The following is a 15,871-nucleotide window of genomic DNA, read 5'->3' as shown; positions in this document are numbered from 1 at the left end:
TCATGACCGGAGCCACCCGACAGCCCACCGGCGAGTCCGACGGGACAGCCGGCCCGGACGTGGACTCCGTCGTCGATGTGGTCATCATCGGCGCCGGGCCGACTGGTGAGAACGTCGCCGACCGGGTCGTCCAGGGCGGCCTGACCGCGACCGTCGTCGAACGCGAGCTCGTCGGCGGGGAGTGCTCGTACTGGGCCTGCATGCCGACCAAGGCGCTGCTCCGCGACGCCGCCGCCCTCCGCGCCGCCCGCGCCCTTCCCGCCGCCGGGCTCGCCGTCAGCGGTGCCCTGGACCTGGCCGCGGTCTTCGCCCGTCGGGACCGGATCGCCGCGGAGTGGAACGACTCCGGCCAGGTCGACTGGCTCAACGGTGCCGGCATCACGTTGGTCCGCGGACACGGCCGGATCACGGCCCCGCGCACGGTGGCCGTCACCGACGACGACGGCACGACGACCACGCTGCAGGCCCGTCATGCCGTCGTCATCGCGACCGGCAGCAACGCACACGTCCCGCCGATCACAGGACTGGCCGACGTCGGGCCGTGGACGAGCAGGGACGCCGCGGCCGCTCAGAAGGTGCCGGACCGGTTGGCGATCATCGGTGGCGGAGTCGTCGGCTCCGAGATGGCCACCGCCTACAGCGCGCTGGGATCCCAGGTGCGGTTGATCTCTCGGACCCGGCTGCTACCCACCACCGAACCGTTCGCCGGTGAGCAGGTGGCCGACGCACTGCGCACGGCCGGAGTCACGCTGCACCTGGGTGTCGACGCCGTCGAGGTCCGGCGGGACGAGTCCGGCACCGTCGAGATCACCCTGTCCGACGGCAGCACGGTGGCGGCGGACGACGTCCTCGTCGCCACCGGGCGCGCGGCCAGCACCACGGACATCGGCCTGGACCGGATCGGCCTCGACCCCGGCAGCTGGCTCACCGTCAACGAGGCGCTGGCCGTGCTCGACGGGAACGGCAAGCCGGTCGGCGACGACACCGCCGCCGACCCCGGCACGGGGTGGCTGTTCGCCGCCGGGGACGTCAATCAACGCGCTCCGCTGACCCACCACGGCAAGTACCAGGCCCGCGCACTGGGCGACGCCATCGCGGCACGGGCCAAGGGCATCGAGCCCGGCCTGCAGCCGTGGGGACGCCACGCCGTGACCGCGGACGAGCTGGCACCCACCCAGGCGATCTTCACCGATCCCGAGGTCGCCACGGTCGGACTCACCGCGCAGGACGCCGAGGCGTCCGGAAGGAACGTCCGCGTGGTCGACTGCGACCTCGGCGCGATCGCCGGTGCGGCGCTGCATGCCGACGACTACCGGGGCCGGGCCCGCATCATCATCGACGCCGAGCGCGACACGGTGATCGGGTTCACCGCGGTCGGCCGCGATGTCGCCGAACTCCTCCATGCCGCCACGATCGCCATCGCCGGCGAGGTCCCGCTGGACCGGCTCTGGCACGCCGTGCCGGCGTACCCGACCATCAGCGAGCTCTGGCTCCGCCTGCTCGAGGCCGACGGTCGAGATCACTAGCCGTTCACACCGCGATCGCCGCCGCTTCCGGTGACGGACCCGCCACGGGACGCGCGCAGCGCCCCATTCACCAGTTGTCTCGCATCGACCCGCAAGGAGCTTCCCATGACCACGAAGATCACTCTCATCTACGACAACCCCGTCGACCCGACCGCGTTCGAGGCCGCGTACCCCGACCTGATCGACCGCGCACGCAAGATCCCCGGGGTCCAGAGGATGGAGACCTCCAAGGTCTGGCCCAAGGAGGACGGCACCGCCACCCCTGCCTACCGCATGATCGACCTCTACTTCCCCGACTACGACGCAGCGAGCTCGGCGGTGCAGACGCCCGAGATGGGCGCGTTCTTCCCCCGCGCGCTCGAGCTCGCCACGGGGGGAGCGAAGGCAGTCTTCGCCGACGTCGAGGAGGCTTGAGTCAGGACGTGCCGCGGTGCCTCGGGCCGGATCACACGGTCCGGAACGCAGAAGGTCCCGGCCAGGAGAACCTGGCCGGGATCCTTTCTTCGGGGTAGCGGCTCGCGGGATCGTCGCGTCACGCCAACTTGTCGGCCTCGTCCAGCAGCGGGAGCAGGGTGTCCCGCAGCGCCGTGTTCATCTCGGTGGACGACGTCAGGTCGAGCCCGTCGAGAGCACGTTCGACGTCGGCCCGGGCCTGCGGCCCGTTCCCTGCCGCCAGGTGGGCGGTCGCCCGGACCCGCAGGGACAGCCGGACGAGCGTGGTCGCCCGCACCTCCTCGGCGACGGCGAGGGCGCGGCAGGCCTCCTCGATCGCCTCGGCCTGCCGGTCGAGACCGGCGAGCGCCAGGGCCATGTAGTAGTGCAGGGTGCCGACCACGTACGTCATGGCGTGCGTGGCGAACGGCGCCTCGGCCTGCACGCGGTCGTACGCGGCGCGGTGCGCGTCGAGCGCGAGCTGGTGGTCACCGTGCGCGTGGGCGTGGTTGCCGAGCGCTGCTGCGGCACTGGTCACGCCCTCCGCGTCGCCGGCGAGGCCGAAGTGCAGCAGTGCGGTGCGACTGGCCTCCGGGCCGCCGTCGAGCCCGTTCTGCTGCAGCATCCAGCCGAGGTAGTAGTGCGTCCACCCGAGCTGCTGATGGTCCCCGGACCTCTCGGCGGCCTCGACCGCGAGCCGGGCGAGCCGGAGCCCTTCCACCGGGTCCCGCGACTCGATGACCGTGGCCCACACGAGGTAGCCCAGGTGCATCGCCTCCAGACGCTCGTCCTCGAGGGCTCGCGACGCGTCCACGGCGAGCCCGAAGAACTCCACCCAGTGACCCCAGTCCGCCCAGAGCTCCGAGAACCAGTGCAGCGCGTCCGCCACGTCGGCCACCGTCGTGTGCTCGCCGGCCTTCGCCGCCGCCTGCATCGCCGGCCACCAGTGCTGCTCCTCGAGGCGGATCCAGGCGTCGGCCGCCCCCGCGTCGACGAAGACCACCCCGGTCGGTCCGGCATCCTCCGGCGAGCGACCCGGTTCGAACCAGGCACCGGCACGCTCCAGGCTCCCGAGCAGCCAGTGCCGGAGCCGGGCCCTGCGCGCCCGCGTCTCCTCGGCGGGCTCGGCATCGGCCCGGCGTGCGCCGGCGAACAGGCGGACGAGGTCGTGCAGGTGATAGCGGTTGCCCCCGCGGGCCTCGACCAGCCCGAGGTCGGTGAGCTCGTCCAACCAGCTCTCGACGTCGACGACGTTCGCGGGCGACGCGAGGGTGGCGGCGGCGATCCGGGCGTCGAACGTTCCGGTGTCGATCACGGAGATGGAGCGGAACAGCGTCGCCACGGCCGGTTCCAGGTCCTCGTAGGACAGCGTGAAGGCTGCCTCGACCGCCAGGTCGCCGGCCACCAGCATGCGCAGGCGGTCCTCGGCCGACCTGATGCGGGTCGAGAAGTCGCCCGCCCGGACGGCGGGTGTGGCAGCGATCCGGTTCCCGGCGATCCGCATCGCGAGCGGGACGTTGCTGGAGAGCTCCGCGAGCTCGCGGAGGTCGCCGGCGTCCCGCTGGTCCGCAGGGATGATGTGGGCCAGCAGCTCGACGCTCTCCTCGGGCCGCAGCGGACCGAGGGTGATGCGCCGCACCCCCTCCAGCCCGGTCAGCGCGCGTCGTGAGGTGACCACGACCGCGCTGAGGGGGTCCAGCGTGAGGACGGGGCGGACCTGGGCCTCGGCGTCGGCGTTGTCGAGGAGCACACTCACCGCCGTCATCCCGGTCACCGCGCGCCAGCGGTGCACCGCGTCGTCGAGGGTCCGCGGTGTCGCGTCGCCGGCGCCGGGGACCTGGCGCAGCAGGCCACTGACGACCTGGAGCGGCGTCGGCGGGGCCGGGCTCAGGCCGTCGAGGTCGAGGAAGAGGATCGGGCGTGAGCTCTCGAGGCGGTGGATCGCCTCGAGAGCGGTGGTGGTCTTGCCGATCCCGGCCAGCCCGGAGATCACGACCGGAGCCGTCCGACCCTCCGGGGAGCTACCGAGGAACGACAGGATCTCGGCGATCTCGCGTTCGCGACCGCTGAAGTCCCACACCCGGTGCGGTGCGACGGCCGAGGCCCGGGGCCCCTGCGCCGGGACGGCACGCCGGGCGCGCACCTCGCGCAGCAGCTCCTCACGGTCGGAGGGGTCGAGCCGGAGCCCGCGGGCGAGGGCGTCGATGGTCCGTCGGTGCGGTGCGACGCTGACGCCCCGCTCCACGTCGCCGATGGTCCGGACGCTCACGCCCGAGCGTTCGGCGAGGGCTTCGAGGGTGAGGTCGGCCGACAGGCGCAGCCGCCGCAGCTGCTCACCGAGCGTGGGGGGTCGGTTCACCGGAGGTGACTTCCCATTTCTGCCTGCTTTCTTCCTGGTCACCCGGCCCGTGTGGCGGTGAGGTAGGGACAGGCGGTCGCCCGCGGTCTCACTGGACGGGGCGCAGACCCTCGTCGGCGCTCAGCCGGACGACTCCTTCAGCAGCAGAGGATATTTCATGCCCTTCATCACGACCTCCGACGGTACGGAGATCTACTTCACGACCCAGGGCTCGGGCCAGCCGGTCCTCTTCAGCCACGGGTGGCCGCTGAGCTCGGACGCCTGGCAGGTCGAGCTCAAGCTGCTCGCGGACGCCGGCTACCAGGCCATCGCGCACGACCGGCGCGGCCACGGCCGTTCCTCGAAGACGTCCACGGGGAACGACATGGACACGTACGCCCGTGACCTCGCGGAGCTGGTGGAAGCCCTCGACCTGCGCGACCTCGTCGTGATCGGCCACTCGACCGGTGGCGGAGAAGTGGTCCGCTATGCGGCGCAGCACGGCGCCGGGCGGGTCGCCCGCGTCGTCACGGTGGGTGCTGTACCCCCGATCATGGTCCAGACCGAGGACAACCCGGGCGGACTGCCGATCAGCGTGTTCGACGGCATCCGTGCCGGCGTGCTGAACGACGCCTCGCAGTTCTACCAGGACCTCGCAGAGTCGTTCTTCGGCGCCAACCGGGAGGGAGCGAACGTCTCCCAGGGCGCGAAGGACGACTTCTGGCGGCAGGGCATGCTGGTGAACCTGGCGGCTGCCTACGACTGCGTGAAGGCCTTCTCCGAGACCGACTTCACCGAGGACCTCGAGGCCCTCGACGTGCCGGTCCTCATCGCGCACGGTGACGACGACCAGATCGTCCCGATCGGCGCTTCCGCGCTCCGCTCGGTCGAGCTCGTGAAGGACGCCACCCTGAAGGTCTACCCGGGGGCGCCGCACGGCATCTACGGCGACTACCGCACGGCGCTCGGCGCCGACATCCTCGAGTTCCTCGCCCGCTGACGGCGGACGTCGAGGCCCCCTCGGCAGCCGCGGAGGCTCGGAGCGCGGTCGGCATCGCCGCCCTGCCACCGGGCTCGCCCGTCGAGGTCGAGCTGATCCTCGAGTCCCCATGACCCGCACGACCGAAGGAGCTTCACCCATGTCCGAAGACATCACCGTGGTCCTGGTCCATGGCGCGTTCGCCGAGTCCGCCAGCTGGTCCGGCGTGATCCCCCGGCTCACCGACGCCGGGGTGGCCGCCATCGCCACGCCGAACCCGCTGCGCAGCGTCACCTCTGACGCGGAGAACGTGCGACGGGCCGTCGACGGGGTGGGCGGGCCCGTCCTTCTCGTCGGCCACTCCTACGGCGGCGCGGTCATCACCGAGGCCGCCGCGGACAACCCCGCCGTCGTCGGCCTGGTCTACGTCGCCGCGTTCGCTCCCGACCACGGCGAGAACGCCCTGGGGCTGACCGGCAAGTTCCCGGGAAGCACCCTCGGCGAGACGGTGCGCTCGTACCCGCTCGGGGACGGGACGAACGACCTCGTGGTGGACCGGGACCTGTTCCCGGGCCAGTTCGCCGCCGACGTCCCGGCCGCCGACGCCGCGGTCCAGGCTCGCACGCAGCGCCCCATCAGGGACTACGCGCTCGGCGAGGCGCAGCCGGCCGAGACCCCGGCGTGGAAGACGCTGCCGTCATGGTTCGTCTTCGGCGACGCGGACAAGAACATCCCCGTCGAGGGCCTGCGGTTCATGGCCGAGCGTGCCGGAGCCGTCTCGATCAAGGAGATCCCCGGCGCGTCCCACTCGGTGATGGTGTCGCAGCCCGCAGCGGTCACCGAGCTGATCACCGAAGCGGTCGACCACCTGTCGAAGCAGTAGTCCTCCCGGCTGTTTCCAGGACGGACCTCCCGGTCCCGGCAGGGCCGGGCAACGTCGACGTCAACCGGACCTCTGGTGACGTCGTCGTCCCGGCCCGTCCCCTCGGAATACGCAGAAGGTCCCGGCCAGGAGAACCTGACCGGGACCTTCTCTTCACGTGCGCGAGGGGGGAGTTGAACCCCCACGCCCTTTCGGGCACACGGACCTGAACCGTGCGCGTCTGCCTATTCCGCCACTCGCGCGTGCCGCAGAAGATTAGCACGGCGGCGGGGGTGGCCCCCAATCGCCCTCAGGGGCAGGATCATGGGCCCTCCCGGGCACCGCCCGGTTCTGAGTCTGCGCCGAGCGTTCGCAGGAAATCCACACCGCGCGGAGGGGTGGTGCTGCGGCGCTGCCTACGATCTAGATAGTCTGCCCGCGGACGAGTCGGGCCGACGGGAGGAGGTGGCATGGGCGCCCTGGAGCGCTTCGAGAAGGGCGTGGAACGCGTCATGAACAACGCGTTCGCGAAGGTGGGTCGCAACAGCGAGATCAAGCCGGTCGAGCTGGCGAGCCGTCTGCGCCGCGAGATCGACGACCGCGCGGCCGTCGTCGGGCGCGACCGGACGGTCGTGCCGAACGAGTTCACCATCGAGCTGTCCTCGGCGGACTTCTCCCAGATCGACGCCTGGGGGGCCGAGACGATGGCCGACGAGCTCGCGACGAACCTCACCGAGTACGCGGCGTCGCAGCACTATGCCTTCGTGGGCCCGGTCAGCGTGTCCTTCGAGGAGCACGAGGACCTGCCGGGCGGCCGCTTCCAGCTCCGTTCCGCGACCGTGCGCGGCAACGTCGCGCCCGCGACGTCGGCGGCGCCCTCCACGCGGCACCCGCTCATCGACATCGACGGTCAGCGCTACCTCCTGACGGGCCCCGTCACCGTCATCGGCCGCGACGCCGAGGCCGACATCGTCGTGGACGACCCGGGCGTCTCCCGCCGCCACCTGGAGATCCGGGTCACGCCGGACGGCGTCGTCGCGACCGACCTCGGCTCCACCAACGGGCTGTTCGTCGAGGGCCATCAGGTCCCGGCGGCCACCCTGCTCGACGGGAACACCATGACGATCGGCCGTACCCGCATCATGTTCTGGACCGGCAGCGCTTCCGGCCAGCAGACCGAAGGCTGGTGATCCCCCCAGGATGAGTGAGCTGACGATCACCCTGCTGCGGCTGGGCTACCTGGTGCTGCTCTGGGTGTTCGTGCTCTCCGCGATCGCGGTGCTGCGCCGCGACCTGGCGCCCCGCGGTACCCCGCGCGCCTCCCGTGCGGAGCGCCGTCGTACCGAGTCCGCCGGGTCCGGTCCGGCAGCGACGCCCGCCGGCGCCGCGCCCGCGGCCGCCCCGCCGCGCACCTCCGGCCCGACCCGCCTGGTCGTGACGAGCGGCCCGCTGAGCGGCACCACCCTCCCGCTGTCCTCGGCGTCGATCCTCATCGGTCGTGCGCCGGGCTGCACCCTCGTGCTCGACGACGACTACTCGTCGTCGCGGCACGCCCGCATCTTCCCCCAGGGCGACCAGTGGTACGTCGAGGACCTGGGGTCGACGAACGGCACGTTCATCGGGGACACGCAGGTGTCCGGGCCGATCCCGCTGGGACCGGGCGTGGGTGTCCGGATCGGCCGGTCCGTCGTCGAGCTCCAGGGGTGAGCGCTCCGTGACCCTCACCCTGCGGTATGCCGCGCGCTCCGACGTCGGCCTCGTGCGCTCGAACAACCAGGACTCGGCGTACGCCGGGCCGCACCTGCTGGCCGTCGCCGACGGCATGGGCGGGCACGCCGGCGGCGACGTCGCGTCGCGCCTCGCGATCGCCGCCCTCGCGCCGCTCGACCGCGTCGAGCACGGCCCCGAGGAGGCGCTGACCGACCTCGAGCACACCGTGGAGCGCGCCCGCCAGGACCTGGTGCGCGCCAGCGACGCCGACCCCGAGCTGGTCGGCATGGGCACCACCGTCACCGCGCTGCTGCACACCGGCAGCACGCTGGTCATGGCCCACCTCGGCGACTCGCGCGCGTACCTGCTGCGCGACGGCCGCCTCACGCAGGTCACGGTCGACCACACGTTCGTGCAGCACCTCGTCGACACCGGGCGCATCTCGCCGGAGGAGGCGGAGCACCACCCGCAGCGGAACGTCGTCATGCGGGTGCTGGGCGACTTCGACGTCGACCTGACGCCCGACATGTCGGTCCGCGAGGCGCGTGGCGGCGACCGCTGGCTGCTCTGCTCCGACGGCCTGTCCGGCTTCGTCTCGCCCGAGCAGATCACCGAGGTGCTCGCCGAGACGCCGTCGCCCGACGACGCGGCCGACCTGCTGATCACGCTGTCCATGACGGCGGGCAGCACCGACAACATCACGGTGATCGTCGCCGACGTCGTGGACGACGACGCGGCCCCGGCGGCCGACGCCGCGGGCGCGACGACGGCCCTGCCGACCGGCGCGGGCGCCCCGCAGATCGTGGGCGCCGCCGCGACGGGCGAGCTCCCGGCGGTGCTCGCCACCCCCGCGGAGGAGCTCGAGGACGACCCCGCGCCCACGGACCAGGCCCAGCCCGCCACCGACGACGAGACCGACGAGGACGACCCCGAGGACGACGACGCGCGCCCGGCGCGCCGCCGGCGCCCCTGGATCACGCTCCTCGTGGTGCTCGTCGTGCTCGGCGGCGTGGGCTACGGCCTGTGGTGGGCGTACGGGTGGACGCAGCAGCAGTACTACGTCGGGGTGGCCGACGGCGAGGTCGCCGTCTTCCAGGGCATCCCGGCCAGCGCCGGCCCGCTCACCCTCTCCACCCCCGTGGAGCTCACCGGCACGCCGGTCTCCGACCTGCCGGACTACTGGGCCGACCGTCTCGACGGCTCCATCCGCGCGTCGTCCGAGGCCGAGGCGCGCGAGCGCGCGGACCGGCTCATCACCGAGGCCGCCCCCGAGCCCACACCCACCCCCACACCGACCGCCACGCCGACCCCGAAGACGACGCCCTCGAGCACGCCGAGCACGAAGCCGTCCACGAAGCCGTCCCAGAAGGCCGACGCCGCTGGGGGGTCGAAGGAATGAGCGCCGCCGTCGAGGCCTCCGCCGCGCGCCAGGTCTCGCCCACCGAGCGCCGGCCCGCACGCCTGGCCGAGCTGTTCCTGCTGATCCTCTCCCTGGCCGCCGGCATCACGGCGTTCGCGATGGTCGGCCGCAGCGTGACCGGCGAGCTGCCGTCCGACTTCTGGTCGGTCAGCATCCTCCTCACGGTCATCGGCGTCGCCGCGCACGTGGTGCTGCGGCTGCGCGCGCCGTGGGCGGACCAGGTGATCCTGCCGGCCGTGGTGCTGCTCAACGGGCTGGGCCTGGCGATGATCCTGCGCCTCGAGCTCGCGGGCATGCAGGGCGCCGACGCCTGGTCGCAGATGATGTACACCGCGCTCGGCGCGCTCATCGCGATCGCGCTGATCTGGTTCCTGCGCGACCACCGCTGGATCCGCAAGCTCACGTACACCGCGATGCTGGTGGGCCTCGGGCTCGTCGTGCTGCCGCTGCTGCCCGTCATCGGGCGCGAGATCAACGGCGCGCGCATCTGGGTGAACATCGCCGGCTTCTCCCTGCAGCCCGCCGAGTTCGCCAAGATCGCGTTCGCGATCTTCTTCGCCGGCTACCTGGTCACCAACCGGGACACCCTGACCCTGGCCGGCAAGCGGGTGCTGGGGCTGCAGCTGCCGCGCATCCGCGACCTCGGCCCGATCATCATCGTGTGGGCCGCGTCCCTCGCGGTCCTGGTCTTCGAGCGCGACCTCGGCACCTCGCTGCTGTTCTTCGGGCTGTTCGTGGCGATGCTCTACCTCGCCACCGAGCGGTTCAGCTGGGTGCTCATCGGCCTCGTCCTGTTCGCGGCGGGCGCCCTGGTCGCCGCGAGCGTGTTCCCGCACGTCGGCGCGCGCATGGACGTGTGGCTCCACCCGTTCGACAACGAGCTGTACAACGCGCCGGGCGGGTCCTACCAGATCGTCCAGGGCACGTTCGCCCTGGCCGCGGGCGGGATGTTCGGCACCGGTTGGGGCGAGGGCTACCCGTACCTCGTGCCCTACGCCTTCTCCGACTTCATCTACTCGTCCCTGGGCGAGGAGCTGGGCCTCACCGGCCTGCTCGCGATCCTCCTGACGTACCTGCTCATCGTGCAGCGCGGCCTGCGCACCGCGATCGCCGTGCGCGACGGGTTCGGCAAGCTGCTCGCCGGCGGCCTCGCGTTCGTCATGGCGCTGCAGCTGTTCGTCGTCGTCGGCGGCATCACGCGGATCATCCCGCTCACCGGCCTGACGCTGCCGTTCATGGCGCAGGGCGGGTCGTCGCTGCTGGCCAACTGGATCGTCATCGCGCTGCTGCTGCGGATCTCCGACAACGCCCGCCGGCCCTCCGCGCTCCCCATGCGCGGCACGGTCGCCCAGGGTGGTGCCGTGAACGACCCGATCGTCGTGGGTGCGTCGGGCTCGACGCCAGGCGCGGGCACCCCCGCCGCCGGCACGCCCGTGCGCCGGTCCGCGGCGGGACCGGTCGGCGACGTCTCCGGCCGGGACGGCGGTCAGCCCACGGAGGCGATCGACCCGGCGACCGGCCGACCCCGAGGAGGCGAGCACCTGTGAACACGACCCTGCGTCGGCTGGCGAGCGTCGTCATGGTCATGTTCCTGGCGCTCATGGTCTCGACCACGTGGATCCAGTTCTTCCACTCCGACGAGCTCAACAGCGACAGCCGCAACATCCGCTCGATCTACGCCGAGTACGGCCGCGCCCGCGGGCCGATCGTCGTGGACGGCGAGGCGGTGGCGCAGTCCACGCCCGTCGACGACGAGTTCGGGTACCAGCGCGAGTACGCGGACGGGAAGCTGTACTCGCCCCTGACCGGCTTCTTCTCGCTGGCCAACGGCACCACGGCGATCGAGCACAGCGAGAACGACTACCTCAACGGGCAGGCCGACGCCCTCTGGGTGGACCGCCTGCAGAACCTGCTCACCGGCCAGGACCCGGAGGGCTCCTCGGTGGAGCTGACCATCAACCCGAAGGCGCAGCAGGCCGCCTGGGACGCCCTCGGCGACCAGCGCGGCGCCGTCGTCGCCCTCGACCCGAAGACGGGCGCGATCCTCGCGCTCGTGTCCAAGCCGTCGTTCGACCCCAACGATCTCGCGTCGCACTCCACCAAGAAGGCCGGCGAGGCGTACACGGACCTGCTCAACGACGACAGCAACCCGCTGAAGAGCCGCGCTACGAACTGGACCTACCCCCCGGGCTCGACGTTCAAGCTGGTGACGGCGGCCGCGGCGCTCGAGAGCGGCGACTACGACGCCGACACCTCCATCGACGCGCCCGACACCTACCAGCCGCCGGGCACCGATCGGAGCATCGGCAACTACGGCGGCACGTCCTGCTCATCGTCCGGGGAGATGAGCCTGGCCGACGCGCTGCGCATTTCCTGCAACACCGCGTTCGCGGAGCTGGGGGTGGACCTCGGCAGCGAGGCCCTGTACGAGCAGGCGAACGCGTTCGGGTGGAACGAGCCCTACCAGGTCCCGTTCGGCACTGACGCGAGCATCTTCCCCGAGCCGAGCGACGCGTTCGCCCCTGCGTTCGTGGCCCAGGCCTCCATCGGGCAGTGGGACGTGCGGGAGACGCCGCTGCAGGTCGCCGTGACCACGGCCGCGATCGCGAACGGTGGCGAGGTCATGCAGCCGTACTCCGTGGACACCGTCCGCGACCCGCAGCTCGAGGTGGTGCGCGAGACGTCGCCCACGAGCGTCCGCCGCGCGGTCTCGCAGGAGACGGCGAACCAGCTCACCGACATGATGGTCGGCGTCGTGGAGGACGGCTCGGGCAGGTCGGCGCAGATCTCCGGCGTGACGGTGGCGGGCAAGACCGGCACCGCGCAGCACGGCGAGGGTGCGCCCCCACACGTGTGGTTCACCGGCTTCGCGCCGGCGGAGGACCCCAAGGTGGCAGTCGCCGTCGTCGTCGAGAACGGGGGCACGGTGGGCACGTCCGAGGCCACGGGCGGCGCCGTGGCCGCGCCGATCGCCAAGGCCGTCATGGAAGCGGTGCTGAACGGATGAGGCCGACCACGGGTCTCGCTCTCGGCGAGCGGTACCGTCTCACGCGCCAGATCGCGGTGGGCGGCATGGGCGAGGTCTGGGTGGCCGACGACGGGTACCTGGGTCGCGAGGTCGCGGTCAAGGTGCTCCGGGAGGAGTACACGGGCAACGAGGACTTCCTGCGCCGCCTGCGCACGGAGGCGCGAAACAGCGCCGCGCTGTCGCACCCGAACATCGCCCAGATGTACGACTACGGCGAGCAGGACGGCGCGGGCTTCCTCGTCATGGAGTTGGTGCTCGGCGAGCCGCTGGCCGATCTGCTGGAGCGCGAGCCCGTCGTCGCGCCCCGCAAGCTGCTGCCGATCCTCGCGGCGACGGCACGCGGCCTGCACCACGCGCACCTGGCGAAGGTCGTGCACCGGGACGTCAAGCCAGGGAACATCCTGCTGGAGCACGGCGGCAGCGTGAAGATCACCGACTTCGGCGTCTCCCTGGCCGCCAACCAGGCGCCGATGACCGCCACCGGCATGGTGATGGGCACGGCCCAGTACCTGTCGCCGGAGCAGGCGGTGGGGCAGCCTGCGACGGCGGCGTCCGACCTCTACGCGCTCGGGGTCGTCGCCTACGAGGCGACGGCGGGCAAGCGGCCCTTCACCGGCTCCACGCCGGTCGACATCGCCGTGGCCCACGTCAACGCGCCGGTGCCGCCGCTGCCCACCCACGTGCACCCGGGCCTGGCGGACGTCATCGGCCGCATGCTCGAGAAGGACCCGACGCGGCGGCCCGAGTCCGCCGCGGCCCTCGCGGGCGAGCTCGAGTCGCTGGCGCGCGAGATCGCGCAGGACCCGCTGGGAGCGCGGTCCCGGTCCGCGCGCCGCGTCGCCGCGGCCGCCCGCCAGAGCGCCCGGCCCCCGCGCGCCGTCCCCGCCCACGCCGCCCCCGGCTCGCCGCGGGCCGGCAGCCCGGCCACCCCGCCGTCCGCGGCGATGCCCGTCGCCTGGGCGTCGGTCACCTCGCCCGACGACGCCCGTCCGGCGACCCCGCCGGACGCGCTCCCGCAGGACCCCGCCGACACGGTCGATCCCGCCGCGCCGGCCGAGAGCCCCGTCGACGACGCCCTCGGTGCCGGCCGCGCCTTCCCGACGCGCCGCGACGTCCGCGCGGGCGCCCACGACGCCCGCCGGCCGGCGGTCCGCAAGCCCCAGCCCGGCCCCGCGGCGTCGCGCGGCCGGTCCTCGACCTCGCGCACCGCGCCCGACGAGAAGCAGGCCGCTCGCCGGACGTCGACGTCCACGGGCCAGCGCTTCGGCCCGCTCGGACGCCTGTCCTGGCCGCTGCTCGCGCTGCTCGGCCTGCTCGTCGTGCTGCTGCTCGCCACGATGGTGCAGGCGATGGCTGCCGAGCCCGACGGTCAGGCCGCGGCACTCCTCCTGGGCCCCGCGCTCGCCCTCACCGGCGGCCGCCCCACCTCCCTCACGACCCGCCCGACGGCACGACGCGCAGGCGTCCGTCCCGACTCTGGGATGATGCTCCGAGACACGCCGCGCGCCCCGCGCGCGGCCATGACCGAGAAGGACGACTGAGTGGTGGACAACACGCCCCGGGTACTCGCGGGCCGGTACGAGGTCGGTGAGCTCATCGGCCGCGGCGGCATGGCCGAGGTGCACATCGGGCACGACACGCGCCTCGGTCGCACCGTCGCGATCAAGGTGCTGCGGTCGGACCTCGCACGCGACCCGTCGTTCCTGGCACGGTTCCGCCGCGAGGCGCAGTCCGCGGCCGCACTGAACCATCCCGCCATCGTCGCCGTGTACGACACGGGCGAGGACACCCACACGGACACGCAGGGCGCGTCCGTGCACGTCCCGTTCATCGTCATGGAGTACGTCGAGGGCCACACGGTCCGCGACATCCTCCAGGACGGTGCCGCCGTCCCGATCGAGGAGGCCGTGGAGATCACCGCGGGCATCCTCAGCGCGCTGGAGTACTCCCACCAGGCCGGGATCGTGCACCGCGACATCAAGCCGGCCAACGTCATGATCACGCCCACGGGCGCGGTCAAGGTGATGGACTTCGGCATCGCGCGTGCCATGGCGGACTCGGCCGCGACGATGACGCAGACGCACGCCGTCATCGGCACGGCGCAGTACCTGTCGCCCGAGCAGGCCCGGGGCGAGACCGTGGACACCCGCAGCGACCTGTACTCCACGGGCTGCGTACTGTTCGAGCTGCTCACGGGTCGGCCGCCGTTCATCGGCGACTCCCCGGTCGCGGTGGCCTACCAGCACGTCGGCCAGGCGCCGCAGCGGCCCAGCGAGCTCGCCTCCGACGTGCCCGAGGTGCTCGACCGGATCGTGCTCAAGGCCCTCACCAAGGACCGCGACGCCCGCTACTCGACGGCCGCGGAGTTCCGCTCCGACCTCGACACGGCGCTGCGCGGCGGTGACGTCACGGCCCCGCTGATCGGCGCTGCCGCGGCCGGTGCCGCGGCGACCCAGGTCATGGGTCAGGGCAACGCCACCCAGGTGATGGACCCGGCCGGCACCTCGCAGTGGGGCACCACCGGCGTCCAGGGCGCGCACGGCGAGGAGCCGCCGGAGGACCAGAAGAAGAGCCGCAAGGGGCTCATGTGGACGCTCATCGCCATCGGCGCGGTCGCGCTGGCGACGATCATCACGCTCGTCGTCATCAACTCGGCCGGCGAGGACAACGTCTCCGTGCCGTCGCTGTCGCAGACCATCACCCCCGCCGAGGCGGAAAAGCGGATCACGGACGCGGGCCTGGTCTACGAGCAGGAGACCGACACCGAGTCCACGGAACCGGAGAACACGTTCCTCGGCCAGGACCCGGCGGGTGGCGCCGAGGTGGAGCGCGGCTCCACCGTCACGGTGACCTTCTCCGCCGGGCCGGACACCGTCGCCGTCCCGGACGTGGCGGGGAAGTCCGAGAGCGAGGCGCGCCAGATCCTCGAGGACGCCCAGCTGACCGTCGGCGACGTCGAACGCCGCAACAGCGGCACGGTGGAGAAGGACGTCGCCATCGGCACGGACCCGGAGTCCGGGCAGGCGGCCAGCGAGGGCGACTCCGTCAACCTCATCCTGTCGACCGGCCAGGTCAAGCTGCCCGACCTCCGCGGCATGACCGAGGACCAGGCGAAGAGCCAGCTCTCCGACCTCGGGCTCAACTCCTCCACCAGCGAGGAGGAGAGCGACGAGGACCCGGGCACCGTGATCGGCCAGAGCCCCGAGGCCGGCAACGTCCCGCAGCGCAGCGACGTCGCGATCGTCATCGCCAAGGAGAAGGCGCCGGAGACCACCACCGTCCCGGACGTCGTGGGTAGGAGCGCGGAAGAGGCCCAGGCCTTGATGGGCGACTCCCAGATCACTCCGGACACCACGTTCGGGGCCTCGGACGACGTCCCCGTCGGCTACGTGATCTCGCAGGAGAAGCCGGCCGGCACCGAGGTCGAGGTCGGCTCCCACGTGGGGATCGTCGTGTCGACCGGGCCGGAGGCCGAGGAGACCCCGACCGAGCCCACGCCGACGGAGACCCCGACGGACGGCGAGGAAGGCGACCCGCTCGGCATCCTCGGCGGCGACGAAGGCTGACCGCCGCAGG

At 72.6% G+C, this 15,871-nt stretch carries 12 protein-coding genes and 1 tRNA gene; 11 read left to right on the top strand and 2 right to left on the bottom strand.

Features of this window, described 5'->3' with window-relative positions; genetic code table 11:
• Positions 1-2 precede the first annotated feature (2 nt).
• Together ACQFYA_RS00550 and ACQFYA_RS00545 are read left to right on the top strand one after the other, a co-directional pair.
• The gene (locus tag ACQFYA_RS00550) at positions 3-1,526 is read left to right on the top strand and encodes a dihydrolipoyl dehydrogenase family protein (protein ID WP_499120506.1); all 1,524 of its coding nucleotides are present in this window, start codon (positions 3-5) and stop codon (positions 1,524-1,526) included.
• A 105-nt stretch (positions 1,527-1,631) separates the two neighbouring features.
• On the top strand, positions 1,632-1,940 hold the full coding sequence (locus ACQFYA_RS00545) for an EthD family reductase (protein WP_499120504.1): 309 nt from the start codon (positions 1,632-1,634) through the stop codon (positions 1,938-1,940).
• A 118-nt stretch (positions 1,941-2,058) separates the two neighbouring features.
• On the opposite strand, the gene ACQFYA_RS00540 is transcribed toward ACQFYA_RS00545, so the two are convergent.
• A complete protein-coding gene (locus ACQFYA_RS00540) occupies positions 2,059-4,317 on the bottom strand; it encodes a helix-turn-helix domain-containing protein (RefSeq protein ID WP_499120502.1) in 2,259 nt (752 codons plus the stop codon).
• A 157-nt stretch (positions 4,318-4,474) separates the two neighbouring features.
• Here ACQFYA_RS00540 and ACQFYA_RS00535 point away from each other — a divergent pair, with 157 nt between their 5' ends.
• The gene (locus tag ACQFYA_RS00535; RefSeq protein ID WP_499120500.1) at positions 4,475-5,296 is read left to right on the top strand and encodes an alpha/beta fold hydrolase; all 822 of its coding nucleotides are present in this window, start codon (positions 4,475-4,477) and stop codon (positions 5,294-5,296) included.
• 139 nt (positions 5,297-5,435) lie between these two features.
• On the top strand, positions 5,436-6,158 hold the full coding sequence (locus ACQFYA_RS00530) for an alpha/beta fold hydrolase (RefSeq protein WP_499120498.1): 723 nt from the start codon (positions 5,436-5,438) through the stop codon (positions 6,156-6,158).
• Positions 6,159-6,316: 158 nt separating this feature from the next.
• Here the strand turns inward: ACQFYA_RS00530 and ACQFYA_RS00525 are convergent.
• Positions 6,317-6,400, bottom strand: a tRNA-Leu gene (locus ACQFYA_RS00525).
• A gap of 207 nt (positions 6,401-6,607) precedes the next feature.
• Between ACQFYA_RS00525 and ACQFYA_RS00520 the strand changes: the two genes are divergently transcribed.
• Genes ACQFYA_RS00520 through pknB form a run of 7 tightly spaced genes read left to right on the top strand, consistent with a single transcriptional unit; the run spans position 6,608 to position 15,861 of the window.
• Positions 6,608-7,327, top strand: coding sequence for an FHA domain-containing protein (locus ACQFYA_RS00520; RefSeq protein WP_499120497.1), 720 nt, complete (start codon positions 6,608-6,610; stop codon positions 7,325-7,327).
• 10 nt (positions 7,328-7,337) lie between these two features.
• Complete coding sequence (locus tag ACQFYA_RS00515) at positions 7,338-7,844, top strand: FHA domain-containing protein FhaB/FipA (RefSeq protein ID WP_499120495.1); 507 nt, start codon at positions 7,338-7,340, stop codon at positions 7,842-7,844.
• Between the two features lie 7 nt (positions 7,845-7,851).
• On the top strand, positions 7,852-9,246 hold the full coding sequence (locus ACQFYA_RS00510) for a PP2C family protein-serine/threonine phosphatase (RefSeq protein ID WP_499120493.1): 1,395 nt from the start codon (positions 7,852-7,854) through the stop codon (positions 9,244-9,246).
• Entirely contained in the window at positions 9,243-10,814 is a 1,572-nt protein-coding gene (locus tag ACQFYA_RS00505; protein ID WP_499120491.1) for an FtsW/RodA/SpoVE family cell cycle protein, read from the top strand. The genes ACQFYA_RS00510 and ACQFYA_RS00505 overlap by 4 nt, the downstream gene beginning before the upstream one ends.
• Positions 10,811-12,274, top strand: a complete 1,464-nt coding sequence (locus tag ACQFYA_RS00500) for a peptidoglycan D,D-transpeptidase FtsI family protein (RefSeq protein ID WP_499120489.1) — start codon at positions 10,811-10,813, stop codon at positions 12,272-12,274. The genes ACQFYA_RS00505 and ACQFYA_RS00500 overlap by 4 nt, the downstream gene beginning before the upstream one ends.
• Positions 12,271-13,836 (top strand): serine/threonine-protein kinase, encoded by a 1,566-nt coding sequence (locus ACQFYA_RS00495; RefSeq protein WP_499120487.1) that lies wholly within the window; start codon positions 12,271-12,273, stop codon positions 13,834-13,836. Before ACQFYA_RS00500 ends, ACQFYA_RS00495 begins: the two co-directional genes overlap by 4 nt.
• A complete protein-coding gene (gene pknB / locus ACQFYA_RS00490; protein WP_499120486.1) occupies positions 13,837-15,861 on the top strand; it encodes a Stk1 family PASTA domain-containing Ser/Thr kinase in 2,025 nt (674 codons plus the stop codon).
• Positions 15,862-15,871: the final 10 nt, after the last annotated feature.

Origin of the sequence: Promicromonospora sp. Marseille-Q5078, from assembly GCF_050315395.1 — a bacterium.
Lineage (GTDB): Bacteria > Actinomycetota > Actinomycetes > Actinomycetales > Cellulomonadaceae > Isoptericola.
Note: the sequence above shows the minus strand (reverse complement) of the source record. Positions and strands in the feature narration are given on the sequence as shown.